This is a genomic window from Pseudomaricurvus sp. ABR4_320, assembly GCF_056159445.1.
Map to the genome: position 1 here is coordinate 563,893 of NZ_JBSWVF010000002.1, position 26,660 is coordinate 590,552.

General features: G+C 45.8%; 14 protein-coding genes and 1 pseudogene. 3 read left to right on the plus strand and 12 right to left on the minus strand.

Going from position 1 to position 26,660, the window contains the following annotated elements; all coding sequences use genetic code 11:
• Positions 1–308 precede the first annotated feature (308 nt).
• Positions 309–1,928 (plus strand): DEAD/DEAH box helicase, encoded by a 1,620-nt coding sequence (locus tag ACXAFR_RS05685; RefSeq protein ID WP_475173512.1) that lies wholly within the window; start codon positions 309–311, stop codon positions 1,926–1,928.
• A 66-nt stretch (positions 1,929–1,994) separates the two neighbouring features.
• Here the strand turns inward: ACXAFR_RS05685 and ACXAFR_RS05690 are convergent, their stop codons facing one another.
• From ACXAFR_RS05690 to ACXAFR_RS05705, 4 genes are all read right to left on the minus strand, one after another.
• On the minus strand, positions 1,995–3,848 hold the full coding sequence (locus tag ACXAFR_RS05690) for a C1 family peptidase (protein WP_475173514.1): 1,854 nt from the start codon (positions 3,846–3,848) through the stop codon (positions 1,995–1,997).
• Positions 3,849–3,914: 66 nt separating this feature from the next.
• A complete protein-coding gene (locus tag ACXAFR_RS05695) occupies positions 3,915–6,287 on the minus strand; it encodes a hypothetical protein (protein WP_475173518.1) in 2,373 nt (790 codons plus the stop codon).
• A 52-nt stretch (positions 6,288–6,339) separates the two neighbouring features.
• Positions 6,340–8,223: a GMC family oxidoreductase gene (locus tag ACXAFR_RS05700; RefSeq protein WP_475173520.1), complete on the minus strand. Its 1,884-nt coding sequence runs from the start codon at positions 8,221–8,223 to the stop codon at positions 6,340–6,342.
• Between the two features lie 17 nt (positions 8,224–8,240).
• Positions 8,241–10,793 (minus strand): hypothetical protein, encoded by a 2,553-nt coding sequence (locus tag ACXAFR_RS05705; RefSeq protein ID WP_475173522.1) that lies wholly within the window; start codon positions 10,791–10,793, stop codon positions 8,241–8,243.
• 327 nt (positions 10,794–11,120) lie between these two features.
• On the opposite strand from ACXAFR_RS05705, the gene ACXAFR_RS05710 reads away from it, so the two are divergent.
• On the plus strand, positions 11,121–13,049 hold the full coding sequence (locus ACXAFR_RS05710; protein WP_475173524.1) for a di-heme-cytochrome C peroxidase: 1,929 nt from the start codon (positions 11,121–11,123) through the stop codon (positions 13,047–13,049).
• A gap of 84 nt (positions 13,050–13,133) precedes the next feature.
• Here the strand turns inward: ACXAFR_RS05710 and ACXAFR_RS05715 are convergent, their stop codons facing one another.
• The 3 genes from ACXAFR_RS05715 to ACXAFR_RS05725 form a co-directional block, all read right to left on the minus strand.
• Positions 13,134–13,652: a hypothetical protein gene (locus ACXAFR_RS05715; RefSeq protein ID WP_475173527.1), complete on the minus strand. Its 519-nt coding sequence runs from the start codon at positions 13,650–13,652 to the stop codon at positions 13,134–13,136.
• Positions 13,653–13,682: 30 nt separating this feature from the next.
• A complete protein-coding gene (locus tag ACXAFR_RS05720) occupies positions 13,683–14,159 on the minus strand; it encodes a hypothetical protein (RefSeq protein WP_475173529.1) in 477 nt (158 codons plus the stop codon).
• A gap of 326 nt (positions 14,160–14,485) precedes the next feature.
• Entirely contained in the window at positions 14,486–14,956 is a 471-nt protein-coding gene (locus ACXAFR_RS05725; protein ID WP_475173532.1) for a hypothetical protein, read from the minus strand.
• 346 nt (positions 14,957–15,302) lie between these two features.
• On the opposite strand from ACXAFR_RS05725, the gene ACXAFR_RS05730 reads away from it, so the two are divergent.
• Positions 15,303–16,025, plus strand: coding sequence for a hypothetical protein (locus tag ACXAFR_RS05730; RefSeq protein ID WP_475173534.1), 723 nt, complete (start codon positions 15,303–15,305; stop codon positions 16,023–16,025).
• 304 nt (positions 16,026–16,329) lie between these two features.
• On the opposite strand, the gene ACXAFR_RS05735 is transcribed toward ACXAFR_RS05730, so the two are convergent.
• The 5 genes and pseudogenes from ACXAFR_RS05735 to ACXAFR_RS05755 all read right to left on the minus strand — a co-directional run bounded on the left by ACXAFR_RS05735 (position 16,330) and on the right by ACXAFR_RS05755 (position 26,521).
• Positions 16,330–17,370, minus strand: coding sequence for an IS481 family transposase (locus ACXAFR_RS05735; protein WP_475173536.1), 1,041 nt, complete (start codon positions 17,368–17,370; stop codon positions 16,330–16,332).
• A gap of 127 nt (positions 17,371–17,497) precedes the next feature.
• Positions 17,498–19,156, minus strand: coding sequence for a hypothetical protein (locus tag ACXAFR_RS05740; RefSeq protein ID WP_475173538.1), 1,659 nt, complete (start codon positions 19,154–19,156; stop codon positions 17,498–17,500).
• 331 nt (positions 19,157–19,487) lie between these two features.
• Positions 19,488–20,557 (minus strand): annotated as a pseudogene (locus tag ACXAFR_RS05745) (IS3 family transposase).
• Between the two features lie 99 nt (positions 20,558–20,656).
• Positions 20,657–22,735 carry a hypothetical protein gene (locus ACXAFR_RS05750; RefSeq protein WP_475173543.1) on the minus strand — a complete coding sequence of 693 codons (2,079 nt, stop codon included), beginning with the start codon at positions 22,733–22,735 and terminating at the stop codon, positions 20,657–20,659.
• Positions 22,736–23,308: 573 nt separating this feature from the next.
• The gene (locus ACXAFR_RS05755; RefSeq protein WP_475173545.1) at positions 23,309–26,521 is read right to left on the minus strand and encodes an error-prone DNA polymerase; all 3,213 of its coding nucleotides are present in this window, start codon (positions 26,519–26,521) and stop codon (positions 23,309–23,311) included.
• Positions 26,522–26,660 lie beyond the last annotated feature (139 nt).

Sequence of the window (26,660 nt, forward strand, 5' to 3'; positions counted from 1 at the left end):
TCTAGTATTTGCTCAATCTGCTACCTTTGTCTTTGGTGGTCATGCCACCAGTGCATAACTTTAGTGCGGGTTGCTACCCGCGCAGGCAGTTCTCCGCTGGCTTTAAGCCATATCATCGGGATATCCGTAGCGAAACAGTGCCTGCGACACCATTTGAACGCCCATGCGGCGGCATCATCTAGTTTCCTATCGAACGTGCACGACCGTGCCGTCCTCATTGATGTTGGACTTTTCAGCCTTAGCGGATCGAGGTTTCGATACGCAGGCCAATTCGTTTGCCTATGGCAGACCTCTATTGAGAATTTTTGATGTTTTTTACCGAACTTGGTCTGCAGGAAGAGATCCTGCAAGCCATCGCCGATACCGGCTATACCCAACCCACCCCAATTCAAGCCCAGGCGATTCCCGCTATCCTCAGCGGCCAGGATGTCATGGCAGCCGCTCAGACAGGTACGGGTAAGACCGCCGGTTTTACTCTGCCATTGTTGCATCGTCTGAATGGCGGTAAGCGCGTTGGCGCCAACCGCGTGCGAGCCCTGGTGTTAACGCCGACCCGAGAGCTGGCCGCGCAGGTTCACGACAGTGTCACCACTTACGGTGCGCACTTGAAGCTGACATCTAAAGTGGTGTTTGGTGGCGTTAAGATTAATCCCCAAATGATGGCGCTGCGCCGGGGCACGGATATTCTGGTCGCCACACCCGGGCGGTTATTGGATCTGCACAATCAACATGCTGTACGCTTTGATGACTTGGAAATTTTGGTGCTGGATGAAGCGGATCGCATGTTGGACATGGGCTTCATTCACGACATCAAACGGGTACTAAAGCTGTTACCGAACAAGCGTCAGAACCTGATGTTTTCTGCGACCTTCAGTGACGACATTCGCAAGCTGGCCAATGGTCTGTGCAACAATCCGGTTCAAATCGATGTTGCGCCGCGTAACTCCACGGTTGAAACTGTTACCCAGCAGGTTTACGAAGTCGCTAAAGAAAACAAGGTTCACCTGTTGACCAGCCTGTTGAAATCCAACCCGGATCAGACCATCGTGTTCAGTCGAACCAAACACGGCGCCAACAAACTGGTGAAAGTGCTGGACAAAGCGGGCGTTCAAGCGGCGGCCATTCACGGCAACAAAAGCCAGAATCAGCGTACGAAAGCGTTGGATGACTTTAAACAGGACCGTATTCAGGTCTTGGTAGCGACTGACATCGCCGCCCGCGGTATTGATATTGATCAGCTGGCGCAGGTGATCAATTTTGATCTGCCCAATGTGTCTGAAGACTATGTGCACCGCATCGGTCGTACCGGTCGTGCAGGTGCAACCGGGCGCGCAATCTCTTTGGTTGCTCCGGAAGAAATCAAATTGTTACGTGATATCGAACGACTGATCAAACGTAAAATCGAACGCCTTGATGCGCCCGAATTCGAAAAGATCTCTGGCGAGGTGCCGGATTTTGCCGATCGACCCAGAGGGCAGGGGCGTGGCCGAAATCAGAGCCCACGGCAGGATAATGGCAACGGCCGCAGCCGCAGTGGCGGCGATGGTTCTGGTCAGCGTCGTCGGCAAAACCGCAGTGATGGTCGCCCTCAATCTGAGAATGCCAGAAATTCCCGGCAGTCTCGCGATGGTGACGGTGAATCTGCGGCACCTAGACGCCGTCGTAGAGCTCGCAGGCCAGAAGGGGCGAGAGACGAGGGCCAGCAAGGCAATCGTCAGCGCTCTCAAGAATCCCGTTCACGTGGGCCAAATCAAGGCGCAGAGGGCGAAAGAAATCCGTCTTCCCGTCGTCGCAGACGACCTTCGGGTGAACAGCGACAAGAGTCTTCGCGCAACAACGACCGTGGATCTCGCCGCGGTAATACCTCTGGTGATGAAGCACCAAAGAAATCAACACTGACGAAGCTTAAGAAGTTCTTCGGCGGTTAACGACGCCCTCTGATGATCGGCGTTGCCATTGCAATGCCGATCGTTCCCCACCTATTTCTCCTCTGTTTACGCCCTTAAAATTCGCGCAATGGTCGCTTGCACTGTAAAGTCATCGTCATCAAATCCACCATGACTGATGCTTGTCGACGCGCTTGGGTCGCCTTTGTCTTTTTGGTTAGGGGAAATAACGCAATCATTTTGCGCCGCAGAGAAACAATCCACCAGCTCATCATCCGAGCGGATGTATTTTTCCATTCCTAAAATGGGTGTTCCGTTCTTGTTGGTTAATGGAATTCGGGGCTCTTTTTCAAACGCATGAGAGACGAGATATAGCAGCGATTTGTTATAGATGCCATAAAGACTGTCGTTTAATTCGCTCTGTTCGCTCAAATTAAAAGTGCAAAACTGCTTGATCGACTTATTTTCTATGGATGGCAGCACGGCGGCTTTAAAGAGTTCCGTGGTGCAAGCCGGTGCCCAGAAGGTACACGTTTTTACGGGAATCGCGATTTTTGCGAGATATTCGCAGAAGTGTGCCAGTAAGATTGAGCCGGCACTAAAGCCGATTAAATGGACGTCTAGGTTATTGTCTTTCGAATAGGCGGCAATGTGATCCGCTAGCAGACGACAGCCTCCGGTCTTTAACGTTGTAGAACGCGCGGCGTTTTCCTTCATCTCTTCCCAGAGCATTTTGCCACCCAGAAAGCGGGCCAGCGGCTCAAGGGCATCATCAATACGGGACTGTAAAAATTCCTTCGCTTGATCGAGTGCGCCTTCTGATTTTCTTTGTCGAATCGCGTCATTGAGAATATTGCGGAGCGTTGTGACAAGATCGGTTCGCCAGATAACGCCGAGAAAGTAGACCTCTTTATCAATCGTCTGATGAACATAGTCTTCCAATCGATCAATTGCGTCTTTTTCTTCGGTGAGGCCACCGTGAACATAAATCACCAGCCGCTTTTTTTTCCATGTTCGAGTCATGGTAGGGAAGTGCACATTGAAAATGTCACTGACATCAGCCTTGGTGGTTTTAAAAGTGCCCTTATCGTGAAGATAACCGTCATTCCCCAGAAGGATCACATGTGGCCGCAGACTGTTGTAACTGGTTGTACTTCGGGTTAGGGCGTGCGAGCCGTCGCTGTACCCCTGTTCCAAAACAACCGGAACGCCATTACGCGCCACCCAAACATCGCAGCCATTTCGCAACCAGTCGCTGTAACTAATCCGACCAAACCCCCGATACCCCCAGGTATCGCCCCAGGAGTTCTGAACCCAAAAACCCTTGGCGTCATAGCCGATGATGGCAAAAGCGTGTCCGCCGGTTATTTGTGTATGCCAGGGAATCACGCCGTTGGGGTCTACATTGTTCCAGCCTTCATGGACAATCGCTGCGGCGTAGAGAATGCCAACTTCGTTGAGTGCACTGTGCATCGCCACCAAGCTGGTGTGATCCACACGATAGTAAGCTCCCAGGGGCCTTTTAACCGCGTCATCGGCGCGTTTGGGGGTTAAGCGTCCTTCTCTTGCCTTGGACGTCCAAAGTGATTCTGTACACACACCATGTTTGTGCCAACCTTTTAGCGCGCCGCGTGTGCTGGAACCGTTATAGGCTTCGCCCTCCCATTCATCATAGAGCTTCGCCATTTCATACAGCATCTTAGGGCTAATATGTTCGCTGCGCGGCGTATCACTTTGTACCCCTAGCAAAAAATGACACACGGCCGCCAGGCCATAGCCGGTACAGGCGCCTTCTCTGCCTTGATCGAGAATGAGCGGGTTATAACGTTTAATATAGTCATCGGGCAGGATGTGAGGCTTTACCCGTACCAAGGTGGGGATAAATAACTGATCCCTAAAGTCGGGTGTATCGGGTCGAGCATCAAGTCTGGCATCTATCGCGTCTATCTGTGAGGTTTCCATGTCACAAAGTCCTTTTGCGTACTGACTGACACAATGTCGCGACGATGGGAACAACACGTGGCCAGACTATGGCAACAGCGTCATCGCCGCTTTATTGAGCAGCATTTGTTTGGTGAGCTGGTAGCCAAGCTCTCGGTAGGATTCAAACTGTCGTTCATCAAAAAACTGATCAGAGGTTGGCTCGTGAGGAAATTCTTGATGCGCCGATTTGTAAGAATAGATATCGCTGGGTAGCCCGCGAGTCATGCAAGTTTTTATGTAGACAAATTTGCCCGTCGCTTTGTCATCGCCAGGATAAACGATTTCCCCGATGGCGTAGCCCCGCTCAGACAATTCATATTTATTATCAAATAACGGCTTTCCGCCAAGAGTTTCGTTTACCTGACTGCCGGGCAGTATTCCGCAGAGATCAAATTCCTCAATAGAAAAACGAATAATCGCCCCAAAGTCGACTCTGACTCGTTCAATAACATTGCCCAAGCTGTCAAAGGTTTCATCCGGGTCGGCGCCGCCATCGGCCAGTATGATGTAAGGTACTCGGCGTCTAATTAATTCATAGACGCCGGTATTATCAAAATGCCCACCGTCACTCAGTTCGATGAGCATACTGGATTCAGAGTTGTTGCGATCGAACAGACTTGGTAAGCCAGGATTGACGTAATTGGGCTTTAGGTATTTTTCAATGGTGCAATTATCGTTCGACGGATTAAATACCCAATATCCGAGCCGTAAACCGAAGAAGGCCATCAGAAACGATGTGCTTTTTTGTGTCGTTTTCCCCTCACCGAAATTGCCCGCATGGGGATTGGCCGCCGCACCGGAAATTGCCATTGCCGTTGCTAACGTCATTTTGCCGTCGGCAAAACTCTCTGTAGAAAGATAATTGGTTGCCGTGCTGCCACAATATAATGGAGACAATAAGAAGCTGTCGCCACAACGCCCGCGATATTTAGGGGATAACGCATTTGATAAAATGACATTGCAATTGATTAAGGTATAGGGCGTCCATTGGTTATTGTTCTTTCCCGCCAGCATGTCTTTTAAATAGCTGATGTTGGCGTCGTGGGTCCTTTTTGCGAGAGGCTCTGTCTCTGGGACGCCGGGTGTTTTCAAGAATGCCTCCATCAGACGGTCGCGATACAGTTTATGGGGACATATCTGGTTGATATTGACACATAACGCGAGTACGCCAGAGATTATGATAATGACGATGGTTATTAGAAGCTCTTTAAAACTATGAAATAGAAGAACAAGCTCTGCAAAAAGATAAGCGAAGGTCAGTAAAAAAAGGATGGAAACGGGTACGGCAATAATCGATAGCAACTGTTCCAGAAGGCCGGGCTTGGACGAAGAGGAGACAGACGACTTTAGTTTTCGTAGTGTCAAGAGAATACTGGCAATCCCAGAACCCGACATTATGCCCACCTCGGTCATATCACCGGCAATCGACAGTGAACTACCATAAAGTAATTGCACTATAATAGGAATGAGCATCAACGCAACGGAGCCGAGAGCGAGAAGGACAATATGCCCCTGGATATTCGTAACGAGAACCCGTTTGTTATGGGCGCTGGAAAACTCTTTTCGAAAATAGCTGGCGAAGCCGTAGAGCAAAGTGATCACAAAAAAGACGAACACAAACAGCAGAGTCAGGTGAAAAGCCAGCGCGATAAGCGCCCTTCGGATGTCTGGAATAGTAGAGATGTCTGTAGCTGATTTTAATAGGTATTCCAACGGAAAAAATAGCGGCGACTGGATAAAGCATTGACTGAATGGAAAAAAATACAAAGCTTGTACCGCAATAAAAAACAAACATGAAAATACTAAAAAATACACCAGGGTAGAGTGCAAAACGCTCATAAGCGCAGAAGCAATAAGCCCAGGTACACCAATGCCTTTTGGTGTTAGATATTTACCATGGGTACGCAAATAGGCCAATATCTCATTGGTGTCTTCAAGGGGGGGATTAGATACAGTCGACGCTTCCTGTTGATTTTGGCTGACGTGGCCACGGTAGCTGTTGACAGATCCAAACGGAAAAAAGCCAAATTTTTGTTGATACCAGGACAAAGCGCTGCCGGTATAGCTGCCGCCAGAGACGGCGGACACATAGCGCAGCTTTTTGAAAAAAGAAGGCCGTGTGACGCCAGAAGGGGCCTCGGCGGTTGGGTTCGGTTTCCAGACCTCATTGGCAAGGTCTTCATTTTGCAACGCTTGAATCACACCGATACAAAACGACGCCGAGCGAATACCTCCGCCACTGAGGGCAAGACCATAAACCGGTAACTCATTCGACGTTTGTTCGCAATAGTCTTTGTAGTCTTCTCGATAGTCTTTAGGGTAGTTGTCGTTGATGTATTGCTCTTCCGCAGCAATCACTTCTGAAGCGGTTACATGGCAGTGAGAGTCTGCGTTCTTGTCTGTCTCCTTCGTTTTCATGTTGATTCCGTGATCATATCCCTATGAGAAACGCGTTCAATCGTGGCCTTGGCTAGGGGCGCCTGTCGTTAAGAATTACGTCGGCCGCTTTTTCTGCAATCATATAAACAGCGCTGACAATAAAAAAACCCGGTATTTTAGGAAACACAGAAGCGTCGACCACTCTAAGTCCTTTTGTGCCTCGCACGCGGAAATCACTGGTTAGCACGGCCATGTCATCATCATCCTTGCCGATGGGGCAGGTACAGGAAGCGTGGTGCCCCCAGGCTTGATCTTTGACGAATTGCTTTAGATCGTCATCCGACGTCTTGTCACTGCCGGGTAGCTCTTCTTCCGCGATTAACTTCTTTTCAAACAGCTCTTTGCAGACGTCGCGAACAAAACGAATTCCCTCGACAACCGCGTTGACATCGTCTTCCCGGTGGTCGTTGCCTTCTTCAAAATAACTGAAATTGATATAAGGTGTGTCCGTTGGGTCGCTAGAGCGCAGGCGTACATAGCCTGCGTTGTTAACCGTGTGTGCTTTGAGGATCGCAAACGTCAGGTAATTGTGGTTTTCCGCAAGGACCTTTGAGTAGCCGGGAAAATACCCGCGAAACAACCCCAACAGCGCGAAGCAAAACAAGTCCGGTAGTGTCCTGTCGGGAAAAGAACGCCGGATCGCTGCCATTACGGCACCGTTGGTTGTGTAAACACCTTCGCGTTCGCTCTTCCACTGTTTGTACTGTGGGTCACTGCTCGAAAAGGTTGCGTTTTCCAACACATACCAACTGTCAAAATTCATCCGATTGACGACGCCGACTTCATAGCGATCTTGTAGGTTTCGGCCGACACCGGGTAGTATTTTACGGATGGGGATGTTGTGCTCTTCAAGAACATCCTTAGGCCCAACACCCGATAACATCAGCAACTGCGGCGTGTTGAACGCGCCGCCGGCGAGAATGACTTCCCGAGATGCTTTTGCGACACGCAGCTCTCCTTGTGTCTTGCTTGGCTGGTGGTGGGCTTTGTAGAGCTTTTTTCCGACTAAATATTCGACGCCAGTGGCACGGTTGTCCTCATCAAACAGTACCTTGGTCACCAGGGCATCCAGAATTATCTTTAGATTGCCGGGATGTTGTGAGGCGACATCGATCAACCGCTCGCGCGTACTGGTACGGGCATGATCCTTGGTGGCCAAGGGCGGGTAGCGTATGCCCCAGGAATCCTCGTCCACAAGGCGCCAATCATTTGGGTCACCCAGGCCAGCAAGCTGCCAGCGGCTGCGTTTGATGGGCTTGCCGAGCTTCGCAAAGGCGCCTTCCGCCATATCGGCGATCGCCGTAACCAGTTCTTTATCTTGCAGGGCATTTCTTGGAATGGCTTTTTCGGTCTGTAACCAACCGTCGAACCCATGGCGGGTCGGGTTGATGCCAATTTTACTCAGCAGCCGGTGAAACGGTCGGTGATGACAGTTCTCTAACTTTTGGAAATAGCCCCTCATCGTTTCTGAGCGCCAGCTGTCGTCACCGGTCAGCTCGGCGATATTGTCCCAATCGGCGTTATGAGGATACACCGTGATCATCGCATTGTGGGCGGTACAACCCCCAAGGCAACCGGCGCGGGGGTAGAGCACACCTTTGACCTCGGTATTGTTATAGGTTTCGACGTATTTGGGGTCTTTCTCCTGCTTTGCCTGATCTTCATAGTGGCGGACAAAGTAATCCCAGCGCATGGCTTCGTTTTCCGTCGAAATCGCATGGAACCCCGGTACATGGTAGTCGTCTGGCAGTGTGTTGTCTGAGTTGGTCGCATTGCCGCCTTGCGAATTCACCGGGTCACTACCGGCTTCCAATACCAGAACATTGCAGCCGTTTTCCGCCAGTCTCGCCGCGACGGTGCCGCCGCCAGCACCGCTGCCAACAACAATATATTCGTAGGATTCGGTATCGTTCATCGTTTTCGCCCAACCAATTACAGGGTTTTCAGAAAGGCGATCAAAGCGTACTTTTCATCGTCTGACAGGCCTGGCTCGTCCACTTGATAATCCGTGCCGAAGTAGTGGCCTTTGTTGACGACAAAGTCTCGGCATTTGCTGACGTTAAGTAGCGGCTCTACCAGATCCGCAAAGGCGGCTTTGGCTTCGGCGTCCGTGGCATTCTCTGGCAGAGACTTAAGGCTGGATTTCAAGTCTAGGAAGAGTTTCAACACTTCCTTGCGTTTTTCCATGTCGATGTTCGAGATTAAGTTGATGGGCGTTCCCGTTGGAATGGGGCCGATTTGCACGCCGTCATCGGTAAACAGCCAAGGCAACAATCGTGGTAGTAAGCCTTTGAGTGGGTTTAAAAATTCCGGTAAGTAGCCGTTACTGACCCGCAGATAAGTCTGTTCGGAAGTCCTATCGATAACACCAGGGTGCGTTTTTCCTGACTGGGTGATCACGGTAAAGTCGCCTTCGCGTTTTTCCGGCCACAACATTTTCTCAATGGAATCCTGAAAAGAAGTCATGCGATCATCAACAGTGCCAGATTCGTAAAAATGCCCTACGGTGTTATTCAATAAAAAGGGCGCGGAGGTCCACAGGCTGACGAGAGAAGCCGGGCGTGTAAAACCTCTGCCTTCGCCGGGGACGGCAATGGTTTCCAGCTCGCCAGTAAATGGGTGTTGCACGGGCATAGAGCCGACGGAAGGCAAATTCTTATAGGATTCTGAGGTAAAGTTATCCCAGATATTGTCTCTTAACCCATTGGTTGCAATGGGGCTGCACATATTGGTTTCGAGCAGATTGACGGGAATCCGCAAGTCCGTCGATAGAAAGTTATTCTCAAGGAAGTCTTCTTCCATAACGATATCGGTCATGGGCGCTTTGAAATCTTCGGATTTTGTCCAATCGAAATAGTTGTTCCAGCAGGTCATATAATCTTTATTGACGCAGCCTTGATTGGGAAAGAAGTCTGTAAACGCCTTTTCAGGCAGTTTGCTGGAGTGACAGCGAGCACAGTTTTCAGCAAAAACCCGTTTACCTTCGTTGAGTTCATGCTCTTCTTCGGATAAATACTCAGAACCGCCTGGCGCATCTTCCAGTTTATCCGGCTGTGCCGAGCCTAAGAAAAACAGCGCAAGATCAGGCGTCTGTGACTCGTTCGCATTCCAATAGGTGGAATTGTCACGGGCCACATCAATACGGAAGGGGGTGATGGGTTTACCACCAATCAGTGGTCGGAAGTGTTCCAGCCATTCTTCACTGAACAAGCCGATATTGATGTAAACACGATTTAACGCGCCTAATGCGCCGACTGAGTCCTCGCCACCTTTTAAGACCCGCGGGGTAAAAACGGTTGCCGGCGGGGTATATAAATTCTGCAGGGGGCTGTCGTCTGCAATGCCTTCCACCATATTGAACTGATTGTTGTTCAGGCTGCCCTTGGCCAGTGTCTCTTTACCCCATTTCTGTGCGATTTCAACTCTGGCGGCCAGGTTATACACCGCATTCATAGTGCGGGGGTTGTTAATGTAGTCACTGGAAATAAACGAGGTATCCAACGCGCCAGGACGAGAGGTGTGAAACAACTGGTAGGCAAAATTGGAGTTGTCTGGCTGATACATGAAAATACGATCCACCCAGAAGTATTGCGCGCCAGGATTCGAGTTTAAATTGGCCCACTCGGGTTCATTTGGATCATTTGGGGGATTGGTGGGGTTCGGCCCCACATGGCAAAATCCGCAAGACATGCCGACTCGATAGGGGCGCACCAGCTTGTGGCTGTTGTAGTAATCTGGGTCAGTGTAATAGCGCTCTGGATCCCAATTTTCCTCGGCTTCTTCGTCAAAGTCCGGATTCGGGAAAAGGCGCAAACCGACAATGCCGGTTCCGTAACCGTACAAAGAACTGTTTTCAATGTTCTTGCCGCGAGCGCCCGTCGCTACTCCAGGGTATTTTTCCGTATTCTCGAAAGGATCGGGGCCGCATTCGGGATCTCTGACGTCCATGTACAAACCGTAGCGATCTTCTCTGGGGGCCGTGCCCTCTTTGTAGCAGGGTTCGTTAACGACGCCGAGATATTCCCAGCGGTTACTGCGGCGGAAATTTAAGCTGGGATGATTGGTAACAATTTTAAGAAAATCGGAATTGCCGACGCTGGCGTGGGAAATTTCATCCCACAGACGATCGTTACCGGCGGTCCAAACAATCCAGTTGTTACGGCCGCGAGCGAAGGCTTTTGTTGCGTCTTCTGCGGTGATACCGGGAAAGAAAGGTTCTAAACGCTTTTGCAGCTCTTCAGGATTATGACTGATGCCGTAGTCCATATCGGCAAAATAATCTTCATCGGCTGCGGGTAAACTGTCGGCCGTTCGACCAACACAAAACGCTTCATCTTTTATTTGGCCAGGTTTAGAGCCGCAAACATTGTCGGAATTGCTGCAGGAAAAAAGTACGGGAATACAGCCGAGTAATAACGACAAGCGAATCGTATGCGGAATGCAAGAAGCTGTTTTTTGAGTTTTGGATCGATCGTAAAATTGCATACCTAGACTCCCTGTCTTCTGGCGTTTAGCAATAAATCGTTTTTGACAGCTAACTAACGATGCCTGCTTGTTGATGGAAAAGTTGTCTTCCGCATGGTTTCCAAAATGTTCGAAAGACGATTCATCAAGTGCTATTGGAGTCTACTATTGGGTTTTTAGCTATGCAATATTTACATTGAATTGGATAAATATCATGTGCTAGATAACGGTATGCATTTAATCGCGCGAAAGTTAGCGGTACATATACGACGCAGAAGGGTATTAATTGGTATTTTAGATAAGCGTTTAGTGATAAAAGACAACTCTCAGGGAAAGAAGGGGAAAGCGATGAATAGGGAAGATAGATCGATTTGGAGTAAAGAAAATAATTCTTATACGACATTATGGTGTCGAAAATACGTCGTCGTTGCGGCGGCGCTTTCTGGGTTTTTTCTCTCTGGATGTTCAGATGATTTGCCTGATCGAGAAATGCCAAAAAATGTGGTATGGCTTGACCAGAATTGGACGGACAAGCAGCGATCCTGGTTTCATCATGCCGATCAAGGCACTCAAACCTTCTTTATGCCCCTGGAATGGTTGGTTGCTTTGGAGCAGCCCGGCTTGCATATCTTTAACCATCCTTTGTTGATGGAATCCGCCTATATGCAAAAGCTTGGCTTTATTCCTGGCGAGCCGGGAGTTAATAACCCCTATGCGTTACCCGTTGGGTTTGCTGTGGGGAAACCATTGCCCGATGCACCCAATTACACCTCGGTCGGGTTAACCTGTGCGGCGTGCCATACCGGGCATCTAACCTATAAGGGCACCTCAGTTCGCTTCGATGGTGGAGCCGCCATGATCGCGCCAGATCAATTGATGATCATCCTGTTAAAGAGCATGGCAGAAACCGCCTATAACAAACGGCAGTTTTCTCGTTTTGCCGAGCGGGTTCTCGGTGAAGATATCACCGACGAAGACAAAAAATCCCTAGAAAAAGAATTTAAAAAAAGCCTGATGAATCTCGTCGGTTTTACCTTTAAATCCATAGAAAGCGTTAAGCGGGAAAACATTCGCAAGGCCATTGCAGAGGGTGAATCCAGCAATGAACTCAAAGAGTTGGTCGATGCTATCAAAGAAACGGTCGTTCCAAGAGAGGGCTTCGCCCGTACCGATGCATTAACCCGAATTGGTAACCAGGTATTCTCCTTGGTTCCCGGAAGGCCTGAGAACTTCGCCCCGGTGTCTGCGCCAGTGAGCTTTCCCTTTATTTGGAATACATCCTGGTTTAACTGGGTGCAATACGACGGCTCCATCATGCAACCCATGGTAAGAAATGCAGGTGAAGCGCTGGGGGTTGGTGCGACCATCGTGTTAGATGAACACGCAGATAATAATTTTGAGTCAAGCGTTGAAGTAGGCACATTACATGAGATCGAAAAAACGCTGGCTGGTGAGCAGCCACCGTTTTCAACGAAGAGCTTCAATGGTTTGACTTCGCCAAAATGGCCGGAAGATATTTTAGGCGCTATTGATCAAGAGAAAGCTGCCAAAGGAGAAGAGCTGTACCGCGAGCACTGCCAAAAGTGTCATCTGCCAGCACCCACCTCTGACAAATTTTGGAGTAAGCAGGTTTGGTCTTTTAACAATGCTAACGGCGACCCACTGTTGACGGTACCGTTGATCCCTATAGGTGTGGTCGGAACAGATCCGCAACAGTCCTATATTCTCTCTAAACGAACCATCAATACGGAAGGCTTTGGTATCAATGCCAATGTGCAAGTTGGGCCAACGTGTGAGAACACGCCCGTTAAAGACGATAAAGCTGCCAGCTACGCGCTATCTCTCGCGGCTGTCGTACAAGAAACCGTTGGCAATTGGTATGAACACGCAGGCGTTACTGAAGACGACCAACAAAAGATGAACGGCTATCTGCCCAATTGCGTGCAAACACAAGATACCTACAAGGCCCGTCCACTCAATGGCGTTTGGGCGACAGCACCCTTCCTACACAATGGCAGTATTCCCAATTTATATGCTTTGTTGTCGCCCGTAGAGGAGCGGCCAACAGAATTCTATGTCGGCAATTTAGAGTTCGACCCGGTTAACGTGGGATATCTCAGTGACAAAGCATCCGGTTTGTATCGATATAAGGTCGAAGAACTGGGGAATTCAAACGCGGGCCATGAATTCAGTGATAACGAAGGGGCGGGGGTAATTGGTCCAAAACTGGAAGAGGGCGAGCGTGAGAGTTTGGTGGAGTATTTGAAGACGCTGTAGGTTGAAAATTGCTCAAGTAATGGAGAAAGCAACACACAGTAAAAATGTGCGTTGCTAGAGAGATAGAGTAGGAAAGGTCAGACTCTAAACAGCTTGTGTTAGTGGAGGTGCTTCATTTCTAGCGGAAGCTCCTCCTTCTGCGCTCCATATTTTTCCTTCATTCTCTACAACAAGGCGTCCAACTATTTCAACCGGCTTATTTTTATTGGACGTCTCGCCTGCTGCAGATACAGCGCCGACATCTCCAATTCCAGATATTTGTACAATTCGACTCACCAAGTCAGAGCCTCCCATCACGATTAATGTCGTAATGAATATATCTAGCACAGCGGAGACATCGCGGCCCAATAGCATACCGATCATTCTTATGTCAGGAAAAAAGTAAACAGTCATTGATGCGATAGTGCCGACAATCAATGTATAAGCGAATAGATGTTTCCGTCGCGCAATGTACTTTTTATCCGGCTCCATAATCAAGTCGGGAGCAGGAAATGCCTTACGCCATTTGGGGATCAATGCTAAACAAAATAAAATCGCTTTCGTTAGTCTGTCTGAAACAAATGCTAGGATTAAAATTAAAACTAATACGCTTGTGGCGTTCATAGAGAAATCTCCTTATTTTTACTTTAAAAACTATTTAATACGTTTGTAGGTTTTAGTTATTTGATGTCTAGAATTATTGATCAATTTGCATGTTTCTTTATCATGCATGCCACTGGTAAATGTCATTTTCATAGTTTTATAATCGTTACCTCTTGTAATTTTAAGATCCTTGGTTCTTTCAATATATTTCTGGTAACACTTATTGCCTTTTGCTGCGCCATAGAGGTTTATGCCGCCAGAGTAAGTATCTTGACCTGTGCGATTTGCAGTAAAAGATTCCTCCTCAGAATTAAAATGATACCCTCTAAGTTCATTGCCGAAATGAAATATTGATACCGTATGCCTATCACCGTCTGTCCATTTTCCCGAAAGGCTCGGCTCTACCGCCGTCGTCGCATAAATTATACAGGCAGTTGATATTCCTCCCCATTGCCATGTTTTCAGCCTAAATCGTTTGAATAGGTTCCAATCTAAAGGGCCAGAAATGGATGTAGACCAGTTTGGCATGTCTATACCTGCTATTACCGATTTTCTGATGTGGGTATGTTAAAAATATTTAGACTCGCATATTCACACGACTTTGGAATCCCCCATTTGGGGGATGTTGTGATTTGGGTGGGTTAAACTAATATAGAAATTAAATTAGAAAATCATCAAGGTAGATGCGCTATGCGGTAACTATGTTACTCATTTTTATTTGGTTTTTGATGTAGTTATATTATTGCGTAAGATATGATTTGCTAAGTGGCCAATTATTAAAGAAATTCTAAAGCCATTAGACCACTTAGAAAGCTTTCAATATCTTACGTCATAACAATTAAATCGGATTTGGTTTAATTGATATCTGCGACAATGCTAGAAACTTTACCCCCGTTTTTAGGGATTACACAAAACACGGTTATGTGTCCTTCATAGGCGACACCTGCTACCGATGAAAAATCAAGAACCCTGTTTCCAAGCCCGGTTGATGAAATTGTTTCTGACGCAACTACGTTGCCATGCCGATCTCGATTGATTGCTTGGCACCACATATTACCGTCGGTGTCCTTTACGGATACCTCTAAGTCAGCAATTGTTCCGCTAGATAATCCGTTGGCTCTAGGAACAGGGCAGTCGACATAAGCCCACACGGTAGAACTTCGATTCCAAATTGCTCCATATTGATATACCACATCTCGACCATAGACTGAATTGACGTTATATACGCTCTGACACATGGTGCCACTAAAGGTCTCTTTGCTTGCGTGGACACCTGTAGCGGTAACTATAGACAATAAGGCAGCAATAATGAGTAGTTTTTTCATGGATAAATCTCCTCCGGATAAATAACTCTATTTATATAAAAGAAATAACGCAGTCGATGCGCGAAAAGATAATATGATCATTTTGCGAAATTATATGTAAATAAATTACGTTAATTTTGTGTGATATTTGGCCTGGCAAGGGAAATGTAGAAAATATTTACGTCACAAAAATAATTAAATCGAAACTGTGAAAAATTCCTGTTTAGGCGATGTGGCCTAGATTACACTGAGTTGCCATATAGATAGTTCCATTCGTTTTTATACCTTTAAAATTGCCTCTTTTTACTTCGGTTAATGATTTATAAATAATCAGGCTATATAACCATTTTGTATAGGACTAATCACGATGAAATTGAGAATCACAGCTTTAGCAATGTCTACTGTTTTCTTAGCCGCTTTATTTTCTGCCCTTATCTATCAATACCGACAAGAAAATAGGGAGCTATCTAATCAGCTTATTCAGTCCCATAACCTAATGGTTGAAGTGCGTGAAGGTTCTTTGGCCATTGGTGAAAAGTTGTCACGTTTAGAGCAAGAAATGAAGACTCTCCAATCCGAGTCTTTTCATGGTGAAATTGGTGTTGCAGTTGAGAAGGACAGTTTGGCGTCATCTAGACCTGAGATAGGCAATACTGAGAAGAAGCCATTTGCGATGGATAAATCTGCAATTAATCCGTTATCTACGGCGGATATGAATGATGAAATTATTGATGAAGCACAGGATGAACAAGCGCGTTATGAATCTGATCAAAGAATTGCAGCATTCCGGGATGATGCGTCCAATCAATTTCTATCGGACGAGCGGAACGATCTCTGGGCTAGAGAGCATGAAGATATATTTAGTGAAGATATGACTGGTGTCGATGGCAATGAGATTAATGGTGTCAATCTTGAAAGTGTTGAGTGTCGCAGTCACACCTGTAAAGTCATTATTTCATTGGAAGACAATGCTATGCCAGGTGCTGAAATGATGTTCTTTAGTCGAGTTAGCGAATCGCTCCCAAATGCTGTGTGGGACGTGCCACAAGGCAATACGATTACGGTTTATCTAAGCTCTAGAGAAGGGTAAAAGTTATATCGATGTAGAGATCAATATTAAATGTAATGGAATTACCTAGCACAGCGAATACATCAGAGCCTAATAGTCTGCCATTGATCCCAGATAGCTGCTTTTTTCACGTCATTCATCCTATCAATTAGTACCTCTTTACTCATTGTAGTATTGGGTGTTGCAGTGACCGGTTGAATCCAAGTCAGTTAAATATGGGGGGATTACCAAGGGACTATTTTATTTGGCCGCTATTGGAGAGGATTAATTGTAGTAGCTCAGACTTGATCTGACAGTTACCCGTTTTAATACGGTGCCTGTCAGCTTAGATCTGAGCTAAATTTTTCTCAGCCCAAATCGTTTTCCCATCAAGCAGCGTTTCCATTGGCGTTCTGCCACAACACATTTTGCCCTGATGAGTGCGCTCATTGTTATAGTATTCCATCCAGTCGTCCAGATCTTTTTGTAGTTCTTCCAGTGAGTTGTACAGCCTCTTGCGAAACGCCACCTGATAAAACTCATTCAGAATCGTTTTATGGAAGCGTTCGCAGATGCCGTTCGTCTGTGGCGACATAGCTTTGGTTTTGGTGTGATCAATATCGTTGATGGCTAAATAGAGCTGATAATCATGTTGATCAACGCGGCCACAGTATTCAGTTCCTCGGTCAGTCAGTATCCGCAGCATAGGAAGCTCCTGGGCCTCAAAGAATGGCAATACTTTGTCATTGAGAGTGTCAGCAGCAGTAATAGGTGTCTTTGTTGTATAGAGCTTACAGAACGCCACTTTGCTATAGGTATCGACGAATGTCTGCTGGTAAATTCTGCCTACACCTTTAAGGTTGCCGACGTAAAATGTGTCCTGAGAGCCCAGATAGCCTGGGTGTGCGGTTTCAATCTCGCCGCAGGCCTCATCGTCATTCTTCTTTTTCTCCAGCGCGGCTACCTGTGCGTCGCTCAGGATAATGCCGTCCTTAGCCACTTTTTCTTCCAAAGCCGCCAGCCGTTTTTTGAAGTTCTCAAGATTGTGCCTAACCCAGATGGAGCGAACACCGCTGCCAGAAACAAAGATGCCGATTTTACGCAATTCATTACTGGTGCGGTGCTGTCCGTGAGCAGGCTGTTCTAATGCGTATTCAACAACGGCGCGCTCTATCGCCTCATCAACCCGGTTCTTTGGATTGGGTGTTCGGCGGCTTTTGTTTATCAGGTTGTCGATACCGCCATCTTCAACCAGCTCTTGATACCTATAGAAGGTGTCGCGCGATACGCCCATAACCTTACAGGCTTTGGACACATTGCCCAGCTCTTCAGCTAAATTCAACAAACCGGCTTTGTGTTTAATGATGGGATTGTTAGTATGAATCATGAGAGTTACCTTTTGTTTTGAGTTAAAGATTCGACACCTTTATCAAAACGGGTAACTCTCTCTTTTTCAAGATGATGTGTCAGATCTGGTCTGAACTTCTACAGATTAATAAAAATTTTATTGAGAACTACGTTGTCCTATCTATAATTTCAAGTGATTTCAATTTTCTCTTCATTTCAAAATCTACCGCTTCCCAATCTTCGTCGCTAACAAACTTTAAAAGTCTTTGTCTATATTCCCCAAGTTGACGAGATCTATTAAGTTTTCTCCAATCTTGAAGAGAAGAATCCAATTTAATCTTGCCTCGTTTAAACGAGGCGAAGCGAATAAATTGTTGTATCCAAATACAAAATTGACATGGAGGCCTGTCTCCAGGCCGCTTTGGACTTATAAAATCTACTGAGTCGTCTGGATTAACGGTAAAATAGGTATTTAAAACTCTTCGGCGATAAGTGATTATTTTTTCATGCCAAAAAATATCGTGTCCACATTCTAAACACGCTATCCTTATTTTGCTATTAGCTCTTATGTTATCTAGAGGCGAAATAGTTTTATAGCCAAGAAGATGAAAGCTGCTTGTTATAGCTAATTCTGACCAAGGTTTCTTCTGGGCACAAGCTATACATCCACAGCCTGATTTGAGCGATCCGGCAGAGGTCTTACATTTGTGCCCTTTGTCACAGGTGTATTGGATGATGGAGCTTTGAGTATACGGAGGAGGGGTAATTACGGTATATCTCTTTTGATTTATGAAATCGATTATGCTTTTTGAATATTGATTGTCAAATGTTGGTATATCAATATCATGCCACTGCTCATCGCTAAATTTAAATCCAGCATTCATCAGTGGAATTTCAATATGTTTTCGTACCCCTTCTAAAGATGGATCTTTAAGCTGGTTTACAGTAATTAGGTTTATGTTTTTCTGGCTAGCCAAGTAAGTTTTAACACAATCGCGCGCTTGTAGATCAGATAACTCAGCATCAGAAGTAATAAATCCACTTTTACTTTTTCTTATGTGCTGGTCGCCGTTATGCTCAAGAGCTATATTTTCCGATTTGCAGTACATGTCTATTTCAAGCCATGCGGGATATTTTCGTTGTTTTTTAGTATTTTCATTTATTGTTTTGTTTAAAGTGATGTAAGCATCTTTGATTTCTTTCTTCGTAAATAAGTTTCTCCTGGTTTCAAATGGCTTTTTGTATAAAGCTTCCAGTACACTACGGATTCTGCCTTCGCTAAACTTATTTGTCTTACAAGTTCGGCATAAAATTGCACGCCGAGCTGCCATATCTTCTGCAGATTGCTCTTGTTGATTTCCGCAGCAGTCACAAGTGCAAAGATATTTCTTTGACACTTTAAGATATTTTTGAATCTCTTTAAGGGCTGGACTTAGCGTAAATCCATTCCTTTTAAATCGCGGTGCGAGATCGTCGTAAGTTAGCCTATCACCGTACTGATTTCGTCCTAGGGAAGGGTTTGTTATATGAAAATGTTGCCGGCATTGCGGGCAAAGAAAGGGGAGTATTTTATATCCATATTTATCAGCTATTTTGGCACGATTAAACTCCTTGTTCATTATCTCGTTGGAAACAGTGCTGATTTTAGCATCCTTGATACCATCACATCGTTTACATTGATAGCCCAGTTTGTCGAGATTCCTAACCGTAAATTCTGGCCTAAAAAGTTGCAATTGGAAGCAGGCAGCTTTTTTTTGAAGGACTTCGAATGATGTAACCTTGCCTGGTTTAGCTGTGGGGTATTCACTGCATTTGATGATAATCATACAAAAATGTGTTGAATTAATAAATTAAGCGCCGATTGAAAAACAACTTTTCTTTTCAGTTAATATAGTTTTTCTTACTGTATAGGATGTATGTATAAATGTACAGTATATTTCGGTACAAGCGCACTCAAAACGAAAGAGGTTTTCGTGGGCTGTGGTATTGCTCTGGGCTTTAAATTGGTATCCATGATTGGGGTGCCGTTGCCCTCAATAGGCTAAATAGGCGGTTTTGGGTCGTTTTTGGCAATTACTGTGCTTATTTTTATAAAAAGTTTAGCGTGTTTGACCTTTCCCCTAAGTTAGGACCACCGTTTCGATGAGATTTACTACGTTAAGCAGCCTGGTTCGCTAAGGAAGCGGGCGTCAATAATTTAATGAGCTGTGCGGTCGCTCGTGGTTGTAATGCGCTCGCCAAAGCTCTATTTCGTAGCGGGCTTCCTCTATCGTTCGGAACCAATGTAGATTTAGGCAGGTATCTCTAAACTTGCCATTTAGGCTTTCGATGAAGGCATTCTGTGTTGGCTTACCTGGTTGAATAAAGTTGAGTTTGACCTGATTTTCTTTGCTCCAGAAGAATATGGCTTTACTGGTATATTCGGTGCTGTTGTCACACGTAATTCCTTGAGGCTTGCCCCGTGTTTTGATGAGTTGGTAAAGGAAGCGAGCGACACGGTTACCACTAATAGAAAACTCAGACAGTTGACCGACTAGCTCACGACTATAATTATCGACAACATTTAGTATTCGGAAACGCCTACCATTACTCAGTTGATCAGAGACAAAATCCATGGGCACCTTTCGTTGATCTCCGTAGGTGAGTCCACCACTAGCATGGGGCGCTTTAGCTTTCTACGCTTTTGGGCCAAACTTCAACCGCTCCTCGGTGTAAACACGGTAGGCGCCCTTCTTGTTGATGACTAGCCCTTCGGCCTTTAATAGTCCATGTAGCAAGAGGTAGCCGTATCGGGGATAACGTGCTGCCAACTCTTTGAGCCGCTTTCGAAGGCTATCATCGTCGCAGCCTCTCGTTAGATATCGATAACCCGTTCGGCTAATACTTGAAAGCCAGCAAGCTCTGCGCTCGCTCAAACCAAATCTTTCAATCAAATAACTAGCAACGGGCTTATGCTCAGTTGGCTTTACCACTTTTTTGAGATGACATTCTTCATGGCCTCGACTTCGAGTAATTTTTCCGCGAGAAGCTTCTTCTGTTTGGCATTCTCTGCCTTCATGTCCTTCATGCGCTTGGCGTCGTTGACCTCCATGCCGGCATGCTTTGAACGCCAGTTGTAAAAGGTACCTGCGGATATGCCTAGCTCCCGGAAGATATCAGGTGCTTTGGCCAGCTTCATGCTGCTTGATTGCCTTGATGATTTGCTCTTCCGTGTATCGCTTCTTTATGATTTTGAGATCTCCTTGGTAGTAGATTAACTGGAAATCTCATCAAGGTCATGGTTCTATTTTTTGGGATAGGTGAAATTCAACAGTGGTTGTGTACTATCAGTCGAATTTCATTCGCTCTTTAGTAGTTAGAAACTTACTTTCGCTTTTCTCTAGTTCTGAAAATATCGAATTATAAAAATATATATCTGCAGCCCGCTTTATAACTTTGATCCTTAAGTAGCGTTTTGGTGGCGTAGGTGAGCTTTTGGTATTTTTATTTCTTTCTCTATAGGTAAAGTTACTTGTTCCTTGTACTTCTAGTATTATACCCGTAGAGAATAGTTGTATAACATGTCGGATCTTTCCGTTGACGTCCTGTAGTGGGTTTTTTTCTTCCTCCTTTATCGTACAGAAATATAGACCATTATTCTCAGTGAAGTCTTTTAGGTCACCTCTGGTTTTAAACTCTTTAATGTAGTTTTCTATATCAGTAGGATTTTTTGCTAAAATATAGCGTGCGACGATATTCGGTTGTTGGATTTCTCCTGGTGGGTCATTATTTATTAAATTAACCATTGATGAGCTTTCTTCTTCTATTGCTATCTTGAAGTCGGTGAGTGACATTAATACATTGACGGTTTCAAATTGATATAATTGGTGTAAATCCGCTAACTCAATTTCTGTTTCTAAGCAGCTCAAGTTCTGTGATTCAATTACTTTTCCAAAGCTTCCCGAGATAATCCTAGAAATCCAGTGTAGCTCCTCTTTATTGTGCTTGAAGTTGGTGCTTTCTAGGCGATGTCCGCTATTGCCATATTTGTTTCTCTTGCTTTTTAGGTTTTTGCTTTTATCTATCCAATTCTTATATCTATTTGTCCTCTGTTGTGATGTTGAATATGGTGTGTTTATGAAAAGTAAATGCCGTTCAAGAAGATTCTCTGGTATTTCCATATAATTACTCCTTGCTACAACATTTCCGTCCAGCAAGATGTTTATATGAATGGGGTCGCTAAAGGTGTCAAATGAGCAGTTGATGTTGATCTTCCATATCAATAGGTTGATGGAAAAAAACTTCGTCGTTCGGTATTGAAATGAATACTCTGCTCTATAGTTTGACTGTATTTTCAACCTTTCTATAGATGTTGTATTTTTATCTCTAGAGGTCTTTGAGATATTGATGCTCGTCATTGGTGAAAAATTAATTTCAGCTATTTCTTCTAATTCTTTATGATGTTTTTCTGTTATTTTATCTCCATAATATATGGGCTTATTTAGCTTTGTGCTATATCCATTTCTAATCCTCATTGATGGTATAATTAGAATTAATAATATAAAGGCGATGCATTTGTAGAAGATATCGTTTCCTTTGATATTTTCTAGAACGCACAACGGGTCTAGTATGCATCCTGTTCTTATTTTTATACTTTCAATTGTACTTTTCGAGTAATCTTGATTTAAATTATTAAATATTTCTTTTAATTCCTTCGTAAATACAATGTGTTGTACTTTTTTGGATTGATCCACGTCGTAAACGAAATCAGTATTTAGAATTGCATAAAGAGCTGTTCCTTCATATTCTGTGTTTTTTCCACTGGTTGAAAATGATTCAAATGCACAGCTGTATGTTCTTACGGAAATTTTATCAATTTCATGCATATAAGGTTTGGTTAGAGTGCATTTTTCGTTTTCGCGTAAATTATCATTTGCATTGATGATTCTATTCGAGTTTATAGTATTAGCCCACCATGGCGAGTTTCCAGGAATCCATATATAGTTGTCGTCGATTGCGCGTACCGTTGATGGAAAAGTTATTTGATCTGCGGACTTTTTAGAGCCTATCACTAGAGATATGCGCTGTGGCGTGATGTGAGACGTATAGTCATCTTCTTTATAAATTGATTCTTCATCGTTTATTAGTTGATTTAAATAGTCTGTGCTTGTTTCTATCATGGCATAATTATTTATAGCTATAATATTTTGATAAAATTCGTGCATAAGCCTGCATATTAGGAGATTATAAGCAGAGTAGCGAAACTGTTTTTTTATTTCTGATTCGTCGTGTGTATCTATTTCAGAATTTAATTTAACATTTTTTTCTACCTCTTTAGATATGCTGAAAGTTTCAAGGTTTACTAGTTTATTAGTGTAGCGATTTAGTTTGGTTTGACTGTCGAGTATTGGGTGAGGGGCATTCATCTTTTGAATATTCAAGTTGTAAAAGCTGGAGCACGCGTTTTTATTTTTAAAATAGAAGTCCTGAATTGATTCAATAGCTGGTGTGTCAGATTCTAGGGTAGAATAAGTAGAGGCATAGTTTCTTATGTGTGTCGATATAATGTTCTGTAGGTTGTATAAACCTTGGTAGGTCCTCTCTATGTGTTTGATCTCTTTTTCGTCGTTTCTATAAAGTACTTGGTCTCGATTCCATTCAGTATCCCACTCTATATATTTTATATGTCGCTCCAATTGCTTTATTTTATTTGATGCGTTATCGCGAAATTGAAAATATTTTTCAAAAATACCTATCCAGAAGAATGCTCCCATTACATATAGGATAGAAAAATATATAAGGATTCTAAATAGACTCTGTCTAAAATTATTTTTTGTGTTTAATTCTAATCTTCCATTAAAAAATATCATAAATTTAGTAATATTTAGGATAGATAAATTTATGCATTAGTAAGATATAGAGTCGTCCTTTTGGCTGATTTTTGCGTGAGTAAAGGTTTTAATTTAACTTTTGGTTGAACAGAGTTTTTAGGTGTACGATCAATGAAAATCCCTCGACTTCATCCCAAATCCCACCATTCTGTCGCTCATATCTTCAATATGCCCAGCGATCACATGAATCACATTATCTTTCCGCTCTAACGTTCCCTTGATGAGCATAATGCGTGCCTTTAATACTGCCTGCCTACAATGAGCTTGCAAAGTTTTCCAGACGACAATATTGCAATTTCCTGTTTCGTCTTCCAAAGTTATGAAAAGAACGCCACTTGCGGTGCCAGGTCGCTGTCGTCCGGTAACAACGCCGGATATTTTTACAAATCTTCCATGTCTTATTTTAAAAAGATCGACGGCGCGACTGCATTGATTAAACGGCGGTTGGCCGCGTAATAATTCCATCGGGTGTTTGTTTAAGGTTAGGCCGGTGTGGATATAGTCCTCTAGCGTACTTTCGCCATCATCTGGTGCATCTAATTGTATGCTGGCGTTTTCCTGGTGCACTTCACTGGGGAGGAGTTCGGTGTTTGTCGCGAGGGATTGCACTTGCCAGTGGCTATCTCTTCGATGTTCGCTTAAGTGGCCTAAGGCGTCAGCGCCGGCAAGGCATTCCAGTTCGTGGTTATTAAGGTTGGCTCTGCGTGCCAGTTCGGCTAGGTCGTTAATGGCGTCGGGATAACTATTTTTGGTGTCTTGTATGCGTTCGGCAGCTTGCTGGTTAAAGCTTTTGACGATGCGCAGTCCTAATCTGAGCGCGGGTTGTTGCTCCAGCAGTACATCGTCTTCGATGAGTTCCAGTGTGTGGTCCCACTGGCTGTAGCGGATGTCGATGGGGCGTACTTCTATCTTATGGCGGCGGGCGTCTTGTACGAGTTGTGAGGCGGAATAAAAACCCATAGGTAGGCTGTTCAGCAGTCCGCAATAAAAAGCGGCAGGGTAGTGGCACTTCAACCAGGCGGAGGTGTAAACCAGTAGGGCAAAGCTGGCGGCGTGGGATTCGGGAAAGCCGTATTCACCAAAGCCCTGCATCTGGCGGAAGAGTCGGTCGGCAAAATCCTGGCTATGGCCTCTTGCCAGCATGCCGTCGATGAGTTTCTGTTTAAAACCGTGCAGGTTGCCGTTGCGGCCCCAGCTGGCCATGGCGCGTCGGAGTTGGTCGGCTTCGCCGCCGCTAAATCCTGCGGCGACCATGGCGAGTTTGATCACCTGTTCCTGAAAGATGGGAATGCCCAGGGTGCGTTCCAGGACTTCTTTAATCTCATCGTTGGGATAGGTTACGGCTTCTTCGCCGTCTCGGCGTTTTAAGTAGGGGTGCACCATATCCCCTTGGATGGGGCCGGGGCGAACGATAGCGACTTCCACCACCAGGTCGTAATAGCAGCGGGGTTTTAATCTTGGCAGCATGGCCATTTGGGCGCGGGATTCCACTTGGAAAACACCCACGCTGTCGCCCCGGCAGAGCATGGCATAGGTTTGCGGGTCTTCCTTGGGAATATTGGCGACGGTGGTGGGCGGTGTTTGGTAGCTGTTGATCAGTGCCAGGGTTTTACGGATGGCGGTGAGCATGCCCAGCGCCAGAACATCGACTTTGAGAAGGCCTAAGGATTCAATATCTTCTTTATCCCACTGGATAATCGTGCGATCGGCCATGCTGGCGTTTTCCACCGGCACCAAATTGCTGATAGGGGTTTGGGTAATCAGAAATCCGCCCACGTGCTGGGATAAATGCCGGGGAAAGCCGAGGATCTCCCGGATTAAAAACAGAAACTGCTGTGCCATGCGGCTGCTGCCGGCGATGCCTTGGGCTTGCAGGCGTTCTTCCAGATGATTGCTTTTTTCCCACCAAGTCAGGTCTTTGCTCAAGCGCTCGATGAGTAGCGGATCAAAATCCAGAGCCTTGCCCACATCGCGAATGGCGCTTTTGGGGCGATAGGTAATCACTGTGGCGGTGAGTGCCGCGCGTTTGCGCGTGTATTTTTGATAGATGTATTGAATCACTTCTTCCCGGCGTTCGTGTTCAAAGTCCACATCTATGTCCGGCGGCTCGTTGCGTTCTTTGGAAATAAAACGTTCGAACAAGAGGGCGCTTTGGGCGGGATCCACTTCGGTAATAAACAGGCAGTAGCAGACCACGGAGTTGGCGGCGGAGCCTCGGCCCTGGCAGAGGATTTTTTGGCTGCGGGCAAAGTGGACGATATCGGCGACGGTTAAAAAATAGTGTTCGTAGTGTAGCTCTTCGATCAGTCGCAGTTCATTTTCCAGCTGGTCGGCGACTTTGGGTGGCGTGCCATTGGGCCAGCGGCGCTCGGCACCGGCCAGACTGAGTTCGCACAGATACTGGCTCGAGGTTTTGCCTTTGGGGACCAGTTCTTCCGGGTAGTCGTGGCGCAGTTCTTCTAAAGAGAACTGGCAGAGTTCGGCAATGTTCAGGCTTTCTTGCAGCAGTTCTTCCGGGTAGATATTACGTAGGGTGTCTAATGGGCGTAGATGACGTTCGCCATTGCAAAAGCGCAATTGCCCCAGTTGTTGTATCGGCATTTTATGGCGTACCGCAGTGAGCACATCTTGCAGTTGCTGGCGCTCAGGGCCATGCATGTGTACGTCGTTACAGGCCACCATGGAAATGTCGTGATCTTTGGCCAGGGTATAGCAGTGTTGGTAGTGACGGCTGTCTTGCCCGGTTTGCAGCAGTTCCACACCAATCCAGAGTCGCTGGCGAAAGTAGCTTTTTAATAGGGCAGCTTGCTGTTGATGTTGGTTTAGGTCGCTATTGTCCCCAATGGTTTGGGGCAACCAGATGGCCAGGCAATGGCGTGTGCCAAATTGCAGATCGCTGAGTTCCACCCGATATTCCCCTTTGGGGCTACGGCGCCGGGCTTTGGTAATCAGCAGGGAGATTTCACCATAGGCTTGGCGATTGCTCGCCAGTAACACCAGATGATAGCGGGGGGCAGGGGGCGCCTCGGCGATGGGTGGTGTTTTCTTACGGCGACCGCGAGTGGGTTTTTCTGGCGTGTTAGGTCTCTCGACGGGTGCATCGATAACGAGTTCTGTGCCGATAATCAGCTTAATACCCAGTTCCCTTGCGGCGACATGGGCTTTGACGATACCCGCCAGGGAGCATTCATCGGTTAGGGCAATGGCGTCATAGCCGTGGAAAAAGGCTTGGGCGACCAGTTCTTCCGGGCGTGAGGCGCCACGGAGAAAGGAGAAATTACTAAGGCAGTGGAGTTCGGCAAAGGACACGGGGATTACCATAAATACTGTATATAAAAACAGTATAGTGGTATGGTGAAGCTTCGCCAAGGGAGATGAGGTTATGGTTGGGAATACGGAGGGTGGTTGGAGCCATAGAATTGAGGGTAAACCCATTGTCGAATATTGCTAATATTCAACA